This is a genomic window from Vibrio penaeicida (assembly GCF_030689305.1).
GTDB lineage: Bacteria > Pseudomonadota > Gammaproteobacteria > Enterobacterales > Vibrionaceae > Vibrio > Vibrio penaeicida_B.
This window is the reverse complement of record NZ_JAUYVM010000003.1, coordinates 223,044-241,732: the sequence shown is the minus strand read 5'-3', so window position 1 is coordinate 241,732 and position 18,689 is coordinate 223,044. Positions and strand designations below refer to the sequence as shown.

Sequence of the window (18,689 nt, the reverse complement as noted above, 5' to 3'; positions counted from 1 at the left end):
ACATGAAGTATTTGCCTAGAAAGTGGCAAATATCCCTTATCTTTTTGAATTTTAGGTAAGCAAAACCACCAATGGGGTTATTGGATTAGGAGTTTAAGGTGTTTTGTCTAGCTTGAAAGGAATATTAGCTATCTGGTAACCGAAAGCCAGATAGTCGCTTTCGGTTTAACTTCGGCATCGCGTGTTTGATGGTGGTTTCACAGCCAACGACCGTGCCTTTTTCCAGTTGAGTGCAAGCGTTCATCCAAGTCGTTTGGTCAATGCCCAAACGATTTAGAATGGAAGGAAGGGACGAGTGAATAGAGCCACGTTTGTCTTCACGAATTTGCCTTCCAGTCCATTCAACCAGCTCTAGGTAATCCATGAGCCGAAAAGGGATACCAGAAGGAATATTTTTTCTCGGATACCCCACAAACGGGTGTAAGCAAGGTGCCGTTGTTTTATGTTCTTTCAGTGCTTGAAACGCGCTTTTACAGAGGTGTATTCCGATGCTTCAGGGGTATCCGCCATGTTGGCTCGAACTGGGTTCAAATCGACGTAAGCCATCGCTGCCGCAAGGGCTTGTTCATCCAATAACGCTTGGCTTTTGAATCGCCCCTCCCAGAAATGCCCTGTACAGCCATCCTCTTTGTTGCCCTCAGTGGCAATGAATTGATTCAGTAAGCGCATAAACCAACTGATGCTGGTTAAACGCTCTCGCCACGTATCAATAATCTCTTGGATTTTGACTTCTTCTGCTTCTGATAAAGCGTCTTTTTTCAGCCACTTTTGAATCAACAAGGGTGGCGTGTGAAAACTTAACCATCGGTCACATATCTCTTGGTCTGAAAGGGATTTTTCGCGTTCAATGTTGATATGAAGAACCAAATGGTAGTGGTTGCTCATTATGGCGTAGGCACAGACATCAATACAGAATACTTGGGAAAGCTGAAGTAGCCGTTCTTCAATCCAACCCCGCCGATGTTCATAGCACTGTTCTCTATCTGAATCATACCCACAAAGGAATGAACGGCGAACACAGCGAGAAACGCAGTGGTAATAAGGAGTGGCATCAAGGCTGATTAATTGAGAGCGCGCTTTGGTCACATTATTCTTATTGCGTTGAAGAGAACAGAACTCATATTCGAATTTGTGGCAGTTCAATCATAGCTGTGTAATTGATAGAAGTCGGTTTTTCTTAATGTGGCTGTCCTTGTTTTACACTAAGCGTACGTGCACAATCCGATGGACTGGGTGGATCCGCTGGGGTTGGCAGGCTGTCCAGGAACAAAAAGGTCAGCAGATGGTCGACTAAGAAATGCTGATGGTACATATGCGTATGATGGTGGTCCGAAAAAAACCGCATCTAACTCTTCTCACTGCAACACAAGAACTCCTGATACAGAGGCAACTTTGTACGGAAAATTCGATGCGGATGGTAACTTTGAAAAATGGGGGATTTCACAAGATACCTCCACTAGATATTCATCTAAAGAGTTAGCCGGAGGAAGGATTAAAGAGTATCGTAGAGGACCTAGAGATCAAATGCTAGATAAAGAAAGAAGATTGGTTGAGAGATTCCCAGGTCCCAAAAACAAGGAACCTTGGGCAGGTTCAAAGCGACCAAAATAGGAAAGTATATAATGATGATTCAAGTAAGTGGTCAATATGGTGACCCTAAGGCAGATAGTCTTTTCTGGCCGATACAGAAAACACTAAACGACAATTTCAAACAACATATTGATGGCGAGTATTTTGAAACAATTAATATGTTTTCAATAGTATTTCGAGTTTCTGGAAAAGTTAGAGATTTCGGTTCAGAGGGACCAGAAAGAATAAAACACAACAAGAAAGACTCTGAGGTAACTATAGATTTAGTTTTTCCTGAAAGTTTCTGGAAAAACATTGATAAAAAAGAACTCGAAGATAAAGTCATCAAACAAGTAAGGCAATGTATCGTACTTATACTTGAAAAATCAGAAAAGATTGAAAAGAACGGGGATATTGAATCATTAAAGATTGACATTGAAAATGCGTTGTCATTTTTAGATGTATAAGTCTCTAATAATATATTAACTAAAACACCTAAGGGACACATATGAAAGTTTCCCTTAGGCTTCTTACATAAATAAAAATAAGAAATAAAGGAGGTCAGGCACCTATATATCACTAAATTAGGGAAGTAATAAGGGGGACAGATACTATTGAAAAATCATAAGGTGACAATTAGAAAGAAAGAATTAAAAGAAGGAAAAGTTTTCTCGATACAGGTTGGTAACTTCGGCTATGTTTTAGCTCAGTTGCGAGACAATTGCAGAATGGATGTATTTGATAATCTTAGAACTGAAGATGAGTGGAAAGAAGAAAATCTGAATGAAGCTAAGATGCTGTTTACAATCGTAGTAGCTGATCATCGCTTGCTAAAACTATTTAACAGTGATGTTACATCAGTAGTAATCCCAAACACTAGAAAAAGGGAACTGGTAGCTTTAAAGATGAGCAATAATATCCGAAAATCGACTAATTTACCTACTTTATCTTTAATTAAGCATACTGAAGTATATGACCCTAATAACATTGAAATATTGATAGAAGACTTAGACCCAGAATTTCATAAAGACATTCTATACTCTTATGAATATGTTGGGATGGTAGGTCAAGCTGACAAAATAAGAGATAGGATATTCACCTATTTTAGCTCGAGAATAAACTGGGACAAACAGAAGTCGATTTTTTACCCAGAATTAGCGCCGCCTCCGAAAGATTATAAAAAGAAAGTTTGGAGCAAAGAGTAAGAATTACAATCAAAAAAGTTTTAGAGATAAACTAGACATCTAAACTACGTAATATAACCGAGCACTATTAGATAGCTAGGGGGCTTGATTCTCTGTATGAATATTTCAAATTTTAAAGATTACATAGAATCTGCGCCTGAAGGTGTATCAGATTGGAAAACATGGGAAAGCTCATTACCAACTTTTACTTCTTTAGCCCCTGTACTTGAGTTTATTAACGAAGTTCAGTGGTCTAAAGGAGAAAAATAACAGGGACACACACTTTAAGAAAAATCTAGAAGAGAAAAACCTAGAAGTATTTTTATGTCGCTCACCCCAAGCGCTACTCGTATTGATGAAATTGAGTCCAATACATGAAGTATTTGCCTAGAAAGTGGCAAATTTCCCTTATCTTTTTGAATTTTAGGTAAGAAAAACCACCAATGTGGTTATTGGATTAGGAGTTTAAGGTGTTTTGTCTAGCTTGAAAGGAATATTAGCTATCTGGTAACCGAAAACCAGATATTCGCTTTCTGTTTAACTTTGGCATAACGTGTTTAATAGTGGTTTCACAGCCGACGACCGTGCCCTTTTCCAATTGAGTACAAGCGCTCATCCAAGTTGCTTGGTCAATGCCTAAGCGGTTCAGAATGGAAGGAAGAGCTGTGTTGATATAACCATGTTTGTCTTCACGAATTTGCCTGCCCGTCCAATCAACCAATTCTAGGTAATCCATTAGCCGAAAAGGAATACCAGTAGGGATATCTTTTCTCGGATACCCGACAAAAGGGTGTAAGCAAGGTGCCGTTGTTTTATGTTCTTTCAGCGCTTGAATACGCGCTTTTACAGAGGTGTATTCTGATGCTTCGGGAGTATTCGCCATGTTGGCTCGGACAGGGTTCAAATCGACGTAAGCCATCGCTGCCGCAAGGGCTTGTTCATCCAGCAAGGCTTGGCTTTTGAATCGACCTTCCCAGAAATGCCCTGTACAACCGTCTTCTTTATTGGCTTGGGTGGAAATGAATTGATTCAGCATGCGCATAAACCAACTGATGCTGGTTAAACGCTCTCGCCACGTATCAATAATCTCTTGGATTTTGACTTCTTCTGCTTCTGAGAGGGTATCTTGTTTCAACCACTTTTGAATCAACAAGGGCGGCGTGTGAAAACTTAACCATCGGTCACATATCTCTTGGTCTGAAAGGGATTTTTCACGTTCAATAAAAATAACGAGGACAGTCGCTTTAAATGACGGATGCCCTTGGTAATGTCTCTCGATATGACTATGGCGCATTCGATAAATTGGCGTCTGCAACTGACCCACTGGGCGCGACTACCCACTATCATTACAACGTGGAAACCGAATTCGCGGGTGTGACCAACAGTAAGGGGCACCAATGGCGATACGAATTTGATGCCCTAGGGCGAGTGAAAACCGAGCGTCACTACGACGGGCGCAAACACCATTTCGGCTACGATGCCGCGGGTCGAATTGTTTCTCAAACCAAACCCAATGACCATGTGCTGCAATACGACTACAACGAAGGCGGTCAGCTTGCCGAGATACAAACGCTCGACCACGAGGGTAATGCCACGAGTAAAACATGGTTTGAGTACGATGAGGCTTCTCGCCTTCTTAGCGCAGAGAATGGCGACGCTTGGGTTGGGTTTGAATACAACGCTTCCGGACAGGTCATTAAAGAAACGTTGAATGGGCAAACCCTGACACACCACTACGACAGTGCGGGCATTCGCCAATCGTTAGAAGGGGCAAACACACCGTTAGAGCTGCTTTGGCAGAAAGGACAACTCCAACAGTTAGGCATTGGCAGCCACCAACCGCTGAATTTCAGCCACAACAATACGGGCTTTGAAACCTTAAGAGACAACCAGAACGGATTCAGGCTACACCATCAGTGGAGCAAAACAGGCTTACTGGAACACCAGCAGCTTGGCTTTTTAAACGAGCAAACCGCCGACCTTGCCGCGCAGCCCAGAGACCGATATTTACTGCGTAAGTATCAATACGACGCCCTAGACCGTCTAGTGGGCATTGATGAGTCTTATTTCGGTAAAACCGACCTTCGCTTGAATTCGAATGGACAAATCAGCGAAGTGCGGCAAACCAAATCCTGGAAAGATAAGGCGACTCAGGTTCAGCTTTTCGGCTACGACAGCGAGCTCAACCTCAACCAGCAAAGCACTCTACCGTTAGCCGACAACGTGATTGACCTCACCCAAAAGCGCGAAGAGAAGAACACACATCAATACGACCGTGCAGGCAGGGTTGAGAAAAAAGGTCCTTACACCTATCGCTACGATGAGTGCGGTCGGGTTATAGAGAAAATCGAGCAGCAGAATGGATACAGGGCGAAAAGTACCAAGTTCATTTGGAACGCCTTTGATCAGTTAATTAGAGTCGAGCTGCCCAACCAAGAACGTTGGCGTTACCGTTATGACCCTTTTGGAAGGCGAATCGCAAAAGAGTGCGAGCAAAGCCAAACCGAACAAGCTAATCTGAATTATCTGTGGGACGGCGACAACCTGATTCAGCAGCAGAAAGTGTGTGCGGATGGCACGGCCCTCAGCACCATTGAATGGGTGTATGAACCCGACAGTTTCCGACCACTGGCGCAAATCAATACCGATAACGTGCTTGGCACCTCGGCACTCAGCTATGTGGTGACCGATCACGCTGGTACGCCGCGTGAGCTGTGCAGCGAACAAGGCGACATCATCTGGCGGGGACAGCATGAAGTTTGGGGCAGCTATAAACAGCAACACCAGCAAGGCTTGCTAAAGAAATACGCCAGCGATGCGGCTAATGACCCGATTGAATGTGACTTGCGTTACCAAGGGCAGATTTACGACCGAGAAACAGGCCTTTACTACAACCGACACCGCTACTACGATACAGACAGCGGGCAGTATTTAAGCTCAGACCCTATCGGTTTTGCGGGTGGGTTAAGACCACAAGCGTATGTGCACAATCCGATGGATTGGGTGGATCCGTTTGGTTTAGCAAAATGCCCCAAAATAACTAAAGATTCTCAAGGTAGAATAACGCAGTGGGATTCAGAAGTCTCACCTGAAGACATAGGTACTGGTACACCTACAAATCAAAAAGCTAGAGATTATGCTCGCTCTCTTGGCAACGCAAATGACGATGCTGGTCATGCTCTTGGGAGCAAATTAGGCGGAACGGGAACTGACACAGACAACATATTCCCTCAGGCTCCGAGGGTAAACAGAGGGCAGTTTAGAGTTATGGAAAAATCCATTGCAGGTCGAGTAACTGAAACGGGTCAATCAGCCAAATTGAGTTTAAAAGCAAACTATGAGGGCTTGTCAACTAGACCATCATCTTTAGAATACAAAGCAGTATTTGACGATGGTACAACAATGTTTCGCAAGTTTGGAAACTGAGAGGATAAAACGTGTACATTTCATACTCATCCAATAGCTTAAATTCGTGTTCTTATATTGGTGGAAAGCCGATGTTGCCAAGTGGATTAGCGATACCAGCACACCCCAAAACTGGGAGTTCAATGACCTTTTTCTTCCAGATCCTAATGCCAGAAAATCACACATGGAATGGTAAGCTGATATCAGTTTTTTGTGTAACTGACGACTATGTCTCAGATAAAATGATTCCAGAAATGGTCACATACAATGAGTATGGATACGACGTGAGCAGCAGTTTCATTAAGTCCAATCAAGATTATTTTCGCATTATAGTATCTGACTATAATTCTTGTTCTATCAGAGAGGACTACAAAGAAATTCTTACATATCAGCCATTAATGATATCTGAAACCGAACAAAGTAGTTTTGGTTTTATAGGAGATAAACCCCTTTGGTTACTAGAAGACGAAACACCTTTAACGCTGGACAGTAGCAACCAATTTGATTTCTTATTCCAGATAAACCTCGATATAGACTTCCCAAAATTAGATACGTCTGCAAGACAAACAATAGAAAACTTTGAAGCATCGAGTGGTACTCGAGACTCGTACATTGATGATTATTCGCTTTTTGCAGGTAACTCAGTTTTCTTTTTTGGAGAGAAGCAAAGTCAGCTAATATATATGGTATTGCAATCTTAGAGCTAAGAATGAAAAACTCGCTCAGCCAACTGTATCAGCTAAATCAGGGAGTCAGCACCAAGGTATTAATAAAAATAAAAGGGACACACACTTTAAAAAAACCTAGAAGTATTTTTATGTCGCTCACCCCAAGCGCTACTCGTATTGATGAAATTGAGTCCAATACATGAAGTATTTGCCTAGAAAGTGGCAAATTTCCCTTATCTTTTTGAATTTTAGGTAAGCAAAACCACCAATGTGGTTATTGGATTAGGAGTTTAAGGTGTTTTGTCTAGCTTGAAAGGAATATTAGCTATCTGGTAACCGAAAGCCAGATATTCGCTTTCGGTTTAACTTCGGCATAACGTGTTTGATGGTAGCTTCACAGCCAACGACCGTGCCTTTTTCCAGTTGAGTGCAAGCGTTCATCCAAGTCGTTTGGTCAATGCCCAAACGATTTAGAATGGAAGGAAGGGACGAGTGAATAGAGCCACGTTTGTCTTCACGAATTTGCCTTCCAGTCCAGTCAACCAGCTCTAGGTAATCCATTAGCCGAAAAGGAATGCCAGTAGGGATATCTTTTCTCGGATACCCGACAAAAGGGTGTAAGCAAGGTGCCGTTGTTTTATGTTCTTTCAGCGCTTGAATACGCGCTTTTACAGAGGTGTATTCTGATGCTTCGGGAGTATTCGCCATGTTGGCTCGAACTGGGTTCAAATCGACGTAAGCCATCGCTGCCGTAAGGGCTTGTTCATCCAATAACGCTTGGCTTTTGAATCGCCCCTCCCAGAAATGCCCTGTACAGCTATCCTCTTTATTGGCTTGAGTGGCAATAAACTGATTCAGCAAGCGCATAAACCAACTGATGCTGGTTAAACGCTCTCGCCACGTATCAATAATCTCTTGGATTTTGACTTCTTCTGCTTCTGAGAGGGTATCTTGTTTCAACCACTTTTGAATCAACAAGGGCGGCGTGTGAAAACTTAACCATCGGTCACATATCTCTTGGTCTGAAAGGGATTTTTCACGTTCAATGTTGATATGAAGAACCAAATGGTAGTGGTTGCTCATTATGGCGTAGGCACAGACATCAATACAGAATACTTGGGAAAGCTGAAGTAGCCGTTCTTCAATCCAACCCCGCCGATGTTCATAGCACTGTTCTCTCTCAGAGTCATATCCGCAAAGGAATGAGCGACGAACACAGCGAGAAACGCAGTGGTAATAAGGGGTGGCATCAAGGCTGATTAATTGAGAGCGCGCTTTGGTCATAAACAGAATGGAGATATCGAGAGTATATAAGTGCCACATTATTCTTATTGCGCCGAAGAGAACAGTACTCATAGCCGAATTTGTGGTTGTGCAATCATGGCTGTGTAATTGATAGAAGTCGGTTTTTCTTGATATGACTGTCCTTGTTTTGCTCTTCCTCGGTCCTTGTTTTGCTCTTCCTCGGCACTCAGCTATGTGGTGACCGATCACGCTGGTACGCCGCGTGAGCTGTGCAGCGAACAAGGCGATATCATCTGGCGGGGGCAGCATGAAATTTGGGGCGGCTATAAGCAGCAACATCAACAAGGCTTGTTAAAGAAATACGCCAGCGATGCGGCTAACGACCCGATTGAATGTGACTTGCGTTACCAAGGGCAGATTTACGACCGAGAAACAGGGCTTTACTACAACCGGCACCGCTACTACGATACAGACAGCGGGCAGTATTTAAGCTCAGACCCCATCGGTTTTGCTGGTGGTTTAAGACCACAAGCGTATGTGCACAATCCGATGGACTGGGTGGATCCGTTTGGGTTATCAAGATATCCGGGAGTAGATTTTACTGGTTCAGACGCACTATACCCAGTATCTAATGGCCAGAAAAATATCGTGAAAATTAAAATGGAAGGAAGCAGGGGACTTGATTTCAAAGCAGCAAACGAAGCTGCCGGATTTAAGAGTCAAGCTGGCAATTTTACACAAAGATCTCACCCTTCAAATTACACATGGCACCACTTGGACGACTATGACCCTGTCACAAATACCACTACAATGCAGCTTGTAGAAACATCAGCTCATGAAGCAACATTCCCTCATTCTGGATCTGTAAGTCAGTTTGAAGGACATCATGGAGTTAAATATGGTTCTAGTGAAGCCAAACAAATAACAAAATCTTATGATAATAAACCACCTAAGTGTCTTAAATAAGGACTATAAAATGGACTACGAAGTTACTGATGAAGGTGTAGAATGCACAATTAATATTGGTAAGAAAGACATGGTAACTGTCATTTTTGCTGACGCATTCGACCTAGATGATACTTGCAAAGCATGGATTAGTGAGCTTACTAAAAACTGGCACCAATCAACTAAAAACATTGAAGAACATATATCGGAATATTTAAACAGAGTTTATTCCAAAGATTCAAAGGACTACGAGCTAGAGCATATCTATATATATATTGAAGATGATATTGGTACATTTGGGCTAATGTTCAGACTAGGAATTGATATAGAGCATGGTCTGGGAATAAAATTGGAAGATTTTGAGATAAAAAAAGTGGGTTCTGCCGATATTGCCTTCGTTTAAGGACTAGGAAATAATAATAAAAGTAATAAAAGTAATAAAAGTAATAAAAGTAAATGGGACAGGCGGTTTTTGAAAAATCTTGAGTTACCTCTTGTCGCTTATACCAAGCGCTACTCGTATTGATGAAATTGAGTACAATATGTGCGGTATCTGCTGAGAAAGTGGTGAATATCCCTTATCTCTTTGAATTTTAGGTATGTGAAAACGCCAAAGTGGCAAGAATAAAAGGGACACACACTTTTAGAAATGTTTTAAGTGTCTTCTTGTCGCTCATAACAAGTTTTACTCATATCGATGAGATTCGTCTGAAAAGCGTATAGATTGCACAATATCTGATTTTGGTGTATTGACAATGCTAAGAAACCACAATTTCGATTTACTAATTTCCCATCAGCAAATTAGACTAGAAAATAGAGAATTTCACGACTCATATTGTGAATGGGGTAAAGAAAACTTATCACAAGGATGCATCATACATGATGGATTTGTCGTCTTTGACCCCATCGTCGAAGGAAGTTTTGGAGCTAATGTAAATATAAAAATTTCGGATAAGTTTCATATGGACCATGACACATTAAGATGCATATCTACTCATTTTGACTACTCATCAGAGCAACCTCTTATCGTTAGCTCGGCGTTTGAGAAATTTAACATCAATTGCGACATCCAAAGTGGTAGATATTCCTTGTTTTTTGAAATAATGGAGAAAGAGGAAGTAGAGTATCAATTTACGCTAGTTCCCAGTTCTTTAGGAAAAGAAAAATCTATTTATGTTATCGATGATGATTTTGGTGGCATTAGAAATAAAGAACTAAAGTTGGGAAATCAATGAAAATATAGATTAAATTCGCCTAACTACTTTATTTTTCTTGTATAGTAATCTTAAGAAGTTAAACAAAGGCAGTGAATAAAATTGTTTGAGTAAAGTTAATGGAAATTAAATTATCGGATGTGTTGTCTAAACCCGATCTTCTCCCAGAGGGTTGGTTATTTCTTCCTCCCAAAAAAGAAGATTGGAATATTAACACGATGGGTATATTCATCGAAGACTCTTACGACATTGAGAGTGATGTTGCAGCAAAGATTTCAGGAAAGTACAAGGATTGGATAGAAGTTCTAGATAATGCGAGCATAGAAGACGTAGTTGAAAATGCAAAAGTATCAGTAGCTCAATGTGGGTTAAATGATCTATTAAATGCACTAATTTTTTACTTTGAAAACGATAGTTTTAAGTATTAACAACTAAAGTCAAAAGCCTCTCGGGGTACCGAAGAGGTTAGTAGGACACACGTATTTAAAAAAATCTATAAGTGTTTTCAAGAAAAAAGTAATAAAACGGATACACACTTTAAGAAATGGCATTGAATAATATGAGTTTTTACACATTAAAATCTGACACAGTGAACTATGGTGTATTTATTGAGGAAATACCTGAAAACAAAGAAAGTATAATGCAACTTTCGGAAAAAAATAGATGGAGATCTTTTGGGCTTGAATATTCTCCAATAGTAGTTAGTCTCGGAGCTAGCGACACCGGTAAGAAAGAATTTAATTTTGATATTTGCGGTTTTCTTAGCCCCTTTTTTGTTTTTAGTGAAAAAGCTATAGATGAACTTAGCGATATATTATTACCAAGAGGGGAAGTATTAGATATCATGACCGATAGTCAAGAAAATAAATTCTTCGGTTACTACCCTACAAACCCTTTAAAAAACTGTTTTGACCGAGAAAAATCAGTGTACCGAGAATATCCAAACGGGTTATTGATTAGAAAACACTCATTGATTGAAGACAATATTGAGGACGAATATTTATTTACAATAGAAGAAGATATTAGCAGCGTTTTTGTAACCGATAAGTTCGTCGAAAGAGTGAAGTGTTCAGGTCTTGTTGGGTTTGATTTTTCAAGTGAAATAGAAGCTAACTGATGAAAAACTCGCTCAGTCAACTGTATCAGCTAAATCAGGGAGTCAGTACTATGGTATTAAGAAATAGTGTCAATGAACTTCCGTTTCCTCTTCATCCTTCCTATACAGAACTTCTCCTAATTTCTAACGGGCTTTATAGCGAAGATAGCTTGGCTTTGCTAGAAATTGAGGTACTGAAATCGAGAAATGATGACTATGAAGTGCAAATTTATCTACCTAATTACGTCATGATAGGTGATAACGGGTGTGGAATTGCGCTTGTAATGAAAGAGGGAGATGAGTGTTTATATGAAGTAGATATGGGTGTAATGGACGAAGAATCTATGCATAAATCAGCAGACAACTTACATCAATTTTTAATCGAATTTAAAGGTAAGACGCTGGATTTTAGAGAATAAAATCTCAGATAAATTAAAAAACCAAAGAAACCATAAAATAACCATGTATTTACCCAAACACACCAAGTTAACTTTCTGTGAGTTTTCAAAAATCATTATAGAATCTAACGAATTGAATCTAGGTTCTTTTTGTATATATACAACCAATTCAGATGTAACGATTTATGAAACGACTGATATCTATATCGATGACTACCCTACCGAAGATGAAGAAGGAGAAGATTTGTTTTCAGATTTTGTAATAGAACATAACCTAGAGTTGATTTATTACGGAGACCAGTTTGTTGATGTACTTAATAACTTAATAACTTAAGAACTCAAGATGTACCACTAACTGTTGAAAACATTATTATTGCTGCAAACTTTTGGTTAGAAAACGATAATTTCTTCACCTTCAGTGAATAACGTTATAGGGGTCAATCAGGTGCCAATCAACTCTACTTTAGACAAAATAAACGAATTGATGCATTCTCATGAACAACGCGGCGGCTTTCAAGAAAATCATTCTGTTGAATGGTTTCCAGATCTGCCATCAAATGATCGGCTAAAACAATATTTTACGACCTACGGTCCAACATTTGGCACATGCTTAGAAGTTGGAAGCTCAGTTTTGTATTTCATTTCCTTTTCTAAGCTAGTTGAAGCACAAATGGGCTATCGCACTCTTGCAAATGGGCAGCCATGTGTTGGGTGGGATCAAGGTTGTGTTGTAATTGCACTGTTTGACGATGAACCCGTTATGGTGAATACCACAAGTGAACAGGCTGCGGTTTGGACGTCATATGAGAGCGGAAATCCGAAGTTAATCGCCGATAACCTGGAAGGCTTTTTCCAATCCATACATACCGTTATTGATATTCAATACAAGAAATACAACTTTGAAGTATTAAACGAAGACACTCTGGAGTATAAGGAAGAGTATCTAGCTGATATCAATCAAAATCTTCGCGAGATCCTTCCAGAAGACCAGTTGTGTGCTTTTATGGACTTTTTCTTTGGGTAGAATTTGGCAGCGACTTTCTCAGATGGCGAGAAGTATTCGAAGCAATGAAGCCAATCTTTACGGACATGAATGATTAGGACGGAGAAGTCTTTGTATCATTATCTTCCTGTGAAGCTGGTAGCCAAGGGTTAGACAGACTAATTGCCAAAGAGTGGGAGCACACAGGGAAAATAGATCCACCCCGCTACATATTCACAACCAGTGACGATGGTGGCGTTCGATGGGATCACGCTGTTGTTTCCTGGACTGTTTTTTACCATCGAATTGCTAACATTCAAATCATCAAGAAAGACCAAGTGCAAGATGTGATAGATGACATTAAACAATGCATTGATACTCATATCTCATATTTTCGGTGGGATTCCACCAAATCAGAGTACTTCTACTACAGCCCTGATGATGACTGCTCATATTGTTAATGCGTACCAAATTATTTGGCGAACGATTTGAATTTTTTATTCAATAACTTACTACTAAGAGCAAACTCTATATATATCGATAAAATTCGAGCTTACAGTGACTATACGACTAGTTCATCAGCTATGCCGTTTATTGCCTTAAAGAGATATGCACTGATTATGAAGCTGCCGTACCAATGATACGGCAGCTGTGGGATCATCAATGCAGCTTGGTAGATTTTAGAATCGGAAGTTGAGCCCAGCTAAGATGGTATCGGAGTAATAGCTGCTTTCAAACATGAAGCGACGATAGTCCAAACTAAGGCTAAAAGTATCCAGCAAGATGAGTTCTGCTCCGCCCCCAAAATATGGGTTTACCCCTTTGTGGTGTTCAACCGTTTCAGCTCCCCCTGACTTGGGTTTGAGTGTTCGTTGTAGATCTGAATGGCTGACTCCGCCCATCGCGTAAAAGTTAAAAAAGTCCATCGGAGCAATGTTAGCTTTCAAACCAGCGAAGGTCGCATCATATTCAAACGTTTCTGTGTTGTCGGTAAGTACGCCAGTCACAATAGCGTTTGTCACTCCAGAAGCGGTCGCATAACCTATTTCAGCAGAGAAATTGGGGTGAAATTGATAGGCATACTCAAACTGGACTGCAACCCCAACATCGCCAGTGTCGTCATTATTAATAGCAGCACCGCCAAGTTTAATACCCAGATGGTGGCTAGCTCCGAAGGTGGACGTAGATAAAAGTGCGGCAAGCAAAAAAGTGATGTTTTTCATATCTATTTATTCCTAGCAAGGCGTCTCGTAACTATCTGAAACGATGTACATTCAACCAATGTTAAATTATCAGTTTAGCCAGAAAAACTTGCTTAACATGTGCTTTTGGAAAGCGAAATGAGGTCAGAAAAGCACTCATAAAATACCGCTCAAATACTGTTAACATAATTCAACCAGCTATTCTTTAACGGCAGTGACTCTATAATATTTACTGTTAATTGCGTATAAATTACAAATTACCCATTAGTGGGACACTCGCATTAAGAAAGGAACCAACCTTTCACTTTTTAGCACTTCGAGTTCTTGGGCAATATCGATGAAATGCAGTTTTAGTGGGCGTCCTAACATTTTTTCGTTCTAGCGTGCGCTTGCTCATACTGCCTAAAAACAAAAACCGACTTGTATTAACAAATCGGTTTATAAGCGGGTTTGCAAAACATATCACTTCAATGAAACGCACTTGTTATCTTCAAACTTACGATCAGTCAAAGGTGGAAACAGTTGGTAGTTCATGCTCTTCTCGTTTGAATTTGAAACCGGAGGTACGGATTCCAGTTCACAACTTTGCCCATCAATACAGCAAGGTTTATCCGAAACCTCGCCATTCGTAACTTGGCACAATAACCCTGTGCCTAGCGGACCAGGATCTAGGCAACCTGACTTGTGTGCTACTGAAAGTGCAGAAGGTTCGCATGGGGCGCATGCTGGGGCAAAGCACTTACCTTGTGCAAAATCGACACCTTTACATACTACTTTTTGATTTGTTTCAACAAACTGCGATTCTTTTAAAAGGTAGGAAGTGGTTTTAAGCCTGCTTTGCAACTCAGTAATGACTTCATTTTCAGACAAGCCCGTTTTTTCTGTTTGGACGTTGGTACTTTGGCACCCTGCCAATACAAAAATGAGAGTGAATAGGAAGTAAATACGTGTCATCAGATTATTCCTTTGTTAAATGATGAAATGGTTCATTGAGGTTCCTTCTTTGCCAAAATGGAGAGTTGAACTGTGTCACTTTTTCATACTCCTCATTTTTCTTTGGCAAATATGAAAGAAAGCTATCCTGCATAAGCGCTTCATATTCCTTCAGATATTGGGGCTGGCCGATAAACCAATGGGTAATGGCTTTCGAGGCATAGAATGCACTTCCAAGAGCAGACGTAATGCCGTATGAAGATAGGGGGTCGTAGCTACAAGATGCGTCCCCAACAGCCAACCAGTTATTGCCTACGCTTTTTGCGATACAAGATGAGTAAGCTGGGGTGATTTTCATTTGAGCGTTATCGTTTAAATCGCAGCTATCCAAATAGGGGGCTAACGAAGCATGTTCATATGCCAGCTCGACAAGTTCAGAAAATGTCTTGGGCATATCCAAATCATTGTCGGTGAAATAGCACAATGTCGCTTTGCTATTAGAAAACGGAGCTAGGTACCACCACCCATTTAAGCTGCTATGAATTACCGCTTCTTGCCTAGCTATAGCCCCTGAACCGCTGTGATTTAGATGTGCGCAGCAAGCTACCAAGCTGTCGCCCTTTTTCTCTGCAATGTTCAACTTTCGGGTGAGCGTTCGGGCACGCCCTGTTGCATCAACAATAAAATTGGATTCCACCACATACTGGCTGGTATCAGGCTGCATGAAATGAAGCTGCCACCCATCACTTTGCTCTGAGAATTCAGTTAGACGAGATTGCCAAAAGATATCGACACCAGCTTCTATAGCCGCACTTATCAAACTCGTATCAAACTTTTCTCTGTTCAGGATCCAGCCTGTCCCGTATGGGCTGGTGATCAAACTCCGTTCATGATGACCTAATTTATCCCAATCGATTTGATATCCTTGAAGTTCAAAGTGTGCGTCTTTAATAAAACTATCGAATAATTTCAGCTCTGCCAGAATAGGCTGCATGGTTCCATGAACACACTCACCAAAACTCTGTTTTTGTGCGGTTTGTTTATCGAATACAGCGACTTTGATGCCTTGTTGTGCCAGCGCAAGTGCTGTGGACAAACCCGCAACACCTGCACCAAGAACCACAACTTGATAGTGTGATTCCTTCATTGCTAATTCAACTTTTCGCGATTTGGGATTATTCTAGGCGCGAGACCTAATTCAGACACTTCCTTGTCATCTTCATTTAGCTTTTCAATGTCTTCCTTTGTCTTGGATAGGCTATTTGCACTGTGCAATATTTCTTCAGGTGACAGGGTTTCTAAATTAAGCAATTGTCGATAACTTGCGTCGTGAGCCAAATAACGCACATTTACTTGTGATTCAACCCAAGCACTTTTCACTTCGTCACTGTCTATTTCGAAGTCATCAATAGGCTTCTTAACAACAATCCCAATTTTGTCCCAGTTATCGACCATGGTAACTCTCGGGTTCTGTCCGCCTTCGCGTAAGAATCGCAACCAGTCTTGGCGGTAACTGAAGAACTTGTGACGCTGTGCAGCAGATAGATCTGTGTTTTGAGTCTGCTGGAAAGAACGTTGGCTCAACACTTGATTGGGGACACGCGCAGACCAGAAAGTGATCGTTGGTAAGTATTGCGCTGTATCGTAGTCTTGGTTCGAGCGGCAGCTCCCTTCATCCGATTGCCAAGGCACGCCCATAAAACGCGTTAGTGTGCCGGGACCACTAACATTAAACATATCTTTTAACGCCACTTCTGGAGTTAAAATAGGACCAAAATAATCTTGTACTTCCTCTCCCCTGTTTATAACGTTTAGGCGCATTCTGTCGACGCTATCAGACACATTCCACATAGACTCACGGCGCAAAAACCACGTTAATTCTATACCGGGATGGAACGGTCCACCGAGGCACTCTTGTAGGTTAGTTTTGGTAAGTGTATGTGCGCGTTCTTTTGCAGAGAAAATTGTTTCCAGTGGGTCATTGATGTTATCTAGCGGTGTAGGGTTTTCTTTGGGATTAGTGTCTAACTCAAATTCACCTATCGCCCAATTGTGCATGTGTTGATATTGAGTGGAAGTTAGACTCAACCCCACAAGAGGTGAATCTGGCGCGTCACCGTAGCTGTCTCCAAAAATTGGCGGAAGTTTATCGGCTTGTACTTGCACTTGTGCTTTCTTGATGGCTTCGTTAAATGTGCCTGCTAAGTCCAATTTTAAACTGTCATCCAATTCAGAAATGTTCGGTGAATTAAGTAGCTTCTCAACTTCTTCGGCTCTCTGTGCCACGGTGAGCTCTGGTGTGATACGGAATTGTTTGAACACCGCCTCTCGTAAAGCTAGGTTATCAACACTTGAAGATTCCAGTTTTTCTAAAATGGAAGGCTTGGTGAAGTTCGCAGGTGCATTGTCACCAAATGCCATAAAGTAGCCCAAGTTGACGCCTTGGTTTTCCACTAAGCTATTCAGAATTGGGAAGATATCGCGATAGAACTGAGTTTTTTGAGGCTTATCGTTAAGCAGGTCGCTTACAACATCATACATAGTAACGACACCGGGCATACCCGGAGCAAAGTTTGGTGGCGTTACAGCTACCATAGCGGGTTCAGCGTCATGCGTTTCGCCATCAATAGTGATTGTAGCTCGAACTGTGCCGTCACTAATGTCATCATGCCAATTGTCATTGTTTGCAAACGTCGTGATGGGGCTATTGTTGTAACTGTCCGATTTGCCGCGTCCACCAAGCACCAGTAAGCGCCCTTCACTATCAGTTCTCAATTCGCCCAAATAGACCTTTCTTTCTTGGCTTGTTCCACCAAAAAAGGTGCCATCGTCAAACAGATAATCTTTCCCACACCTGTCACGGCCTTGAATGTTTCGCACGCTAGGCTCAATCAGTAACTTGTCTTTTCGCTCCTGAAGATCGGTAACAAAGGCGTTCCGTAACTCACAATTTTGAGAGAGCTTTCCTAAGTCCATGGCATTGTTAAATTGGTAGTTGATCGATTTCCGGTTCGCTATATGAACTTCCCACTCTATCGTTGCTTCTTTAGCGGTCACTTCTCGGACAATTTGATCACTATCATCTATCTCGAAGATTCGAAAACGCGCAGCTTGCCGCTTTACTTTTCCTTTGCTGTCTTTGAAATTGAGCTCTTGATCTGCACTATTGTTTAAACTGTAAGTTTCGTAGCATTCGCTGAAATTATTGCCTGTAAAATTTGGGTTTATGTCCTGATACGGAACTTCTGGACCGACAAAAAATTCAGACTCAGAGTTTCCTAGCCTTGCGATGCCAATCGCTGGGTAGACGTAGTACTTTGGCATATTAATAGTATCCTTTATGTTTATGCTGACTATTTATGTTCATTGACGAATTGAGGGTAGAGCTTCAGTCGAAATCGCAATTATCCCAACCATGATCTCACCTACTTTTATTTTTATTTGATCGCCAACAAGCATGGCAAAAAGGAAAGCCATCGTTGAGCTCACTTTGGTGTCAGTTTCAGTTTTTGATAAGTACCCATATAAAAAACGAAGCAACTCGAACACATCAAAGTCTGTTGCTCGTGCGACACAAACCCAAGCGTGACACCGGTCCAGGCACAATCGACCATACCCTTTTGATATTATTATGTTTATTGGCAGAAAAGCAGGGGCTCACCATCGTTTTCAAGCGAATACGATTAAAGAACGACGAGTATTGAGTTACCTCAATCTAGGGTTACGCATTTATCAAAAGCCATTGTTGCGCATATCAATAGATGTTTGGAGAAACATGATCGGAAAAATACTGGGTAACCTATAGAATAATCAAAGGGTTACAGTCTGAGTTCGTGAGGATCCCACAG

At 41.2% G+C, this 18,689-nt stretch carries 19 protein-coding genes and 1 pseudogene; 13 read left to right on the top strand and 7 right to left on the bottom strand.

What is annotated here, in order from left to right; genetic code table 11:
• Nucleotides 1-124: 124 nt before the first annotated feature.
• Nucleotides 125-1,086 (bottom strand): annotated as a pseudogene (locus Q8W40_RS07065) (transposase).
• A gap of 138 nt (nt 1,087-1,224) precedes the next feature.
• Between Q8W40_RS07065 and Q8W40_RS07060 the strand changes: the two are divergent.
• The 4 genes from Q8W40_RS07060 to Q8W40_RS07045 all read left to right on the top strand — a co-directional run bounded on the left by Q8W40_RS07060 (nt 1,225) and on the right by Q8W40_RS07045 (nt 3,023).
• The gene (locus Q8W40_RS07060) at nt 1,225-1,611 is read left to right on the top strand and encodes a hypothetical protein (RefSeq protein WP_305396501.1); all 387 of its coding nucleotides are present in this window, start codon (nt 1,225-1,227) and stop codon (nt 1,609-1,611) included.
• 11 nt (nt 1,612-1,622) lie between these two features.
• Complete coding sequence (locus tag Q8W40_RS07055; protein WP_305396500.1) at nt 1,623-2,036, top strand: hypothetical protein; 414 nt, start codon at nt 1,623-1,625, stop codon at nt 2,034-2,036.
• A gap of 147 nt (nt 2,037-2,183) precedes the next feature.
• Nucleotides 2,184-2,774, top strand: a complete 591-nt coding sequence (locus Q8W40_RS07050; protein ID WP_305396499.1) for a hypothetical protein — start codon at nt 2,184-2,186, stop codon at nt 2,772-2,774.
• A 96-nt stretch (nt 2,775-2,870) separates the two neighbouring features.
• Nucleotides 2,871-3,023 carry a hypothetical protein gene (locus tag Q8W40_RS07045; RefSeq protein WP_305396498.1) on the top strand — a complete coding sequence of 51 codons (153 nt, stop codon included), beginning with the start codon at nt 2,871-2,873 and terminating at the stop codon, nt 3,021-3,023.
• A gap of 226 nt (nt 3,024-3,249) precedes the next feature.
• Here Q8W40_RS07045 and Q8W40_RS07040 read toward each other — a convergent pair whose 3' ends face one another.
• Nucleotides 3,250-4,047 carry a Mobile element protein gene (locus Q8W40_RS07040; RefSeq protein ID WP_305396497.1) on the bottom strand — a complete coding sequence of 266 codons (798 nt, stop codon included), beginning with the start codon at nt 4,045-4,047 and terminating at the stop codon, nt 3,250-3,252.
• Between Q8W40_RS07040 and Q8W40_RS07035 the strand changes: the two genes are divergently transcribed.
• Together Q8W40_RS07035 and Q8W40_RS07030 are read left to right on the top strand one after the other, a co-directional pair.
• Nucleotides 4,002-6,179 carry an RHS repeat-associated core domain-containing protein gene (locus Q8W40_RS07035; RefSeq protein ID WP_305396496.1) on the top strand — a complete coding sequence of 726 codons (2,178 nt, stop codon included), beginning with the start codon at nt 4,002-4,004 and terminating at the stop codon, nt 6,177-6,179. The genes Q8W40_RS07040 and Q8W40_RS07035 overlap by 46 nt on opposite strands.
• Before the next feature lie 71 nt (nt 6,180-6,250).
• On the top strand, nt 6,251-6,859 hold the full coding sequence (locus tag Q8W40_RS07030; protein ID WP_305396495.1) for a hypothetical protein: 609 nt from the start codon (nt 6,251-6,253) through the stop codon (nt 6,857-6,859).
• A gap of 288 nt (nt 6,860-7,147) precedes the next feature.
• Here the strand turns inward: Q8W40_RS07030 and Q8W40_RS07025 are convergent, their stop codons facing one another.
• Complete coding sequence (locus tag Q8W40_RS07025; protein WP_305396681.1) at nt 7,148-8,110, bottom strand: transposase; 963 nt, start codon at nt 8,108-8,110, stop codon at nt 7,148-7,150.
• A 195-nt stretch (nt 8,111-8,305) separates the two neighbouring features.
• Between Q8W40_RS07025 and Q8W40_RS07020 the strand changes: the two genes are divergently transcribed.
• The 7 genes from Q8W40_RS07020 (at nt 8,306) to Q8W40_RS06990 (ending at nt 12,748) form a co-directional block, all read left to right on the top strand.
• Entirely contained in the window at nt 8,306-9,037 is a 732-nt protein-coding gene (locus Q8W40_RS07020) for an RHS repeat-associated core domain-containing protein (RefSeq protein WP_305396494.1), read from the top strand.
• Nucleotides 9,038-9,047: 10 nt separating this feature from the next.
• Nucleotides 9,048-9,419, top strand: a complete 372-nt coding sequence (locus Q8W40_RS07015; protein ID WP_305396493.1) for a hypothetical protein — start codon at nt 9,048-9,050, stop codon at nt 9,417-9,419.
• Nucleotides 9,420-9,771: 352 nt separating this feature from the next.
• Nucleotides 9,772-10,251, top strand: a complete 480-nt coding sequence (gene comJ / locus Q8W40_RS07010; protein ID WP_305396492.1) for a competence protein ComJ — start codon at nt 9,772-9,774, stop codon at nt 10,249-10,251.
• Between the two features lie 98 nt (nt 10,252-10,349).
• A complete protein-coding gene (locus Q8W40_RS07005) occupies nt 10,350-10,658 on the top strand; it encodes a DUF7716 domain-containing protein (protein ID WP_305396491.1) in 309 nt (102 codons plus the stop codon).
• A gap of 116 nt (nt 10,659-10,774) precedes the next feature.
• The gene (locus Q8W40_RS07000; RefSeq protein ID WP_305396490.1) at nt 10,775-11,347 is read left to right on the top strand and encodes a hypothetical protein; all 573 of its coding nucleotides are present in this window, start codon (nt 10,775-10,777) and stop codon (nt 11,345-11,347) included.
• Nucleotides 11,347-11,745 carry an SMI1/KNR4 family protein gene (locus Q8W40_RS06995; RefSeq protein WP_305396489.1) on the top strand — a complete coding sequence of 133 codons (399 nt, stop codon included), beginning with the start codon at nt 11,347-11,349 and terminating at the stop codon, nt 11,743-11,745. The genes Q8W40_RS07000 and Q8W40_RS06995 overlap by 1 nt, the downstream gene beginning before the upstream one ends.
• A gap of 424 nt (nt 11,746-12,169) precedes the next feature.
• Complete coding sequence (locus Q8W40_RS06990; RefSeq protein WP_305396488.1) at nt 12,170-12,748, top strand: hypothetical protein; 579 nt, start codon at nt 12,170-12,172, stop codon at nt 12,746-12,748.
• Between the two features lie 638 nt (nt 12,749-13,386).
• Here the strand turns inward: Q8W40_RS06990 and Q8W40_RS06985 are convergent.
• The 4 genes from Q8W40_RS06985 to Q8W40_RS06970 form a co-directional block, all read right to left on the bottom strand.
• Entirely contained in the window at nt 13,387-13,929 is a 543-nt protein-coding gene (locus tag Q8W40_RS06985; protein WP_101110177.1) for an outer membrane beta-barrel protein, read from the bottom strand.
• Between the two features lie 441 nt (nt 13,930-14,370).
• The gene (locus tag Q8W40_RS06980; RefSeq protein ID WP_305396487.1) at nt 14,371-14,862 is read right to left on the bottom strand and encodes a hypothetical protein; all 492 of its coding nucleotides are present in this window, start codon (nt 14,860-14,862) and stop codon (nt 14,371-14,373) included.
• 4 nt (nt 14,863-14,866) lie between these two features.
• Nucleotides 14,867-15,988, bottom strand: a complete 1,122-nt coding sequence (locus tag Q8W40_RS06975; RefSeq protein ID WP_305396486.1) for an NAD(P)/FAD-dependent oxidoreductase — start codon at nt 15,986-15,988, stop codon at nt 14,867-14,869.
• A gap of 2 nt (nt 15,989-15,990) precedes the next feature.
• On the bottom strand, nt 15,991-18,165 hold the full coding sequence (locus tag Q8W40_RS06970) for a LodA/GoxA family CTQ-dependent oxidase (RefSeq protein ID WP_305396485.1): 2,175 nt from the start codon (nt 18,163-18,165) through the stop codon (nt 15,991-15,993).
• Between the last annotated feature and the right edge of the window lie 524 nt (nt 18,166-18,689).

Excerpts from the sequence above, each read along its gene's own strand:
- Q8W40_RS07060 (WP_305396501.1), top strand. The coding sequence starts at position 1,225 with ATGGACTGGGTGGATCCGCTGGGGTTGGCAGGCTGTCCAGGAACAAAA.
- Q8W40_RS07055 (WP_305396500.1), top strand. The coding sequence starts at position 1,623 with ATGATGATTCAAGTAAGTGGTCAATATGGTGACCCTAAGGCAGATAGT.
- Q8W40_RS07045 (WP_305396498.1), top strand. The coding sequence starts at position 2,871 with ATGAATATTTCAAATTTTAAAGATTACATAGAATCTGCGCCTGAAGGT.
- Q8W40_RS07035 (WP_305396496.1), top strand. The coding sequence starts at position 4,002 with ATGACGGATGCCCTTGGTAATGTCTCTCGATATGACTATGGCGCATTC.
- Q8W40_RS07040 (WP_305396497.1), bottom strand. The coding sequence starts at position 4,047 with ATGCGCCATAGTCATATCGAGAGACATTACCAAGGGCATCCGTCATTT.
- Q8W40_RS07030 (WP_305396495.1), top strand. The coding sequence starts at position 6,251 with ATGTTGCCAAGTGGATTAGCGATACCAGCACACCCCAAAACTGGGAGT.
- Q8W40_RS07025 (WP_305396681.1), bottom strand. The coding sequence starts at position 8,110 with ATGACCAAAGCGCGCTCTCAATTAATCAGCCTTGATGCCACCCCTTAT.
- Q8W40_RS07015 (WP_305396493.1), top strand. The coding sequence starts at position 9,048 with ATGGACTACGAAGTTACTGATGAAGGTGTAGAATGCACAATTAATATT.
- comJ (WP_305396492.1), top strand. The coding sequence starts at position 9,772 with ATGCTAAGAAACCACAATTTCGATTTACTAATTTCCCATCAGCAAATT.
- Q8W40_RS07005 (WP_305396491.1), top strand. The coding sequence starts at position 10,350 with ATGGAAATTAAATTATCGGATGTGTTGTCTAAACCCGATCTTCTCCCA.
- Q8W40_RS07000 (WP_305396490.1), top strand. The coding sequence starts at position 10,775 with ATGGCATTGAATAATATGAGTTTTTACACATTAAAATCTGACACAGTG.
- Q8W40_RS06995 (WP_305396489.1), top strand. The coding sequence starts at position 11,347 with ATGAAAAACTCGCTCAGTCAACTGTATCAGCTAAATCAGGGAGTCAGT.
- Q8W40_RS06985 (WP_101110177.1), bottom strand. The coding sequence starts at position 13,929 with ATGAAAAACATCACTTTTTTGCTTGCCGCACTTTTATCTACGTCCACC.
- Q8W40_RS06980 (WP_305396487.1), bottom strand. The coding sequence starts at position 14,862 with ATGACACGTATTTACTTCCTATTCACTCTCATTTTTGTATTGGCAGGG.
- Q8W40_RS06975 (WP_305396486.1), bottom strand. The coding sequence starts at position 15,988 with ATGAAGGAATCACACTATCAAGTTGTGGTTCTTGGTGCAGGTGTTGCG.
- Q8W40_RS06970 (WP_305396485.1), bottom strand. The coding sequence starts at position 18,165 with ATGCCAAAGTACTACGTCTACCCAGCGATTGGCATCGCAAGGCTAGGA.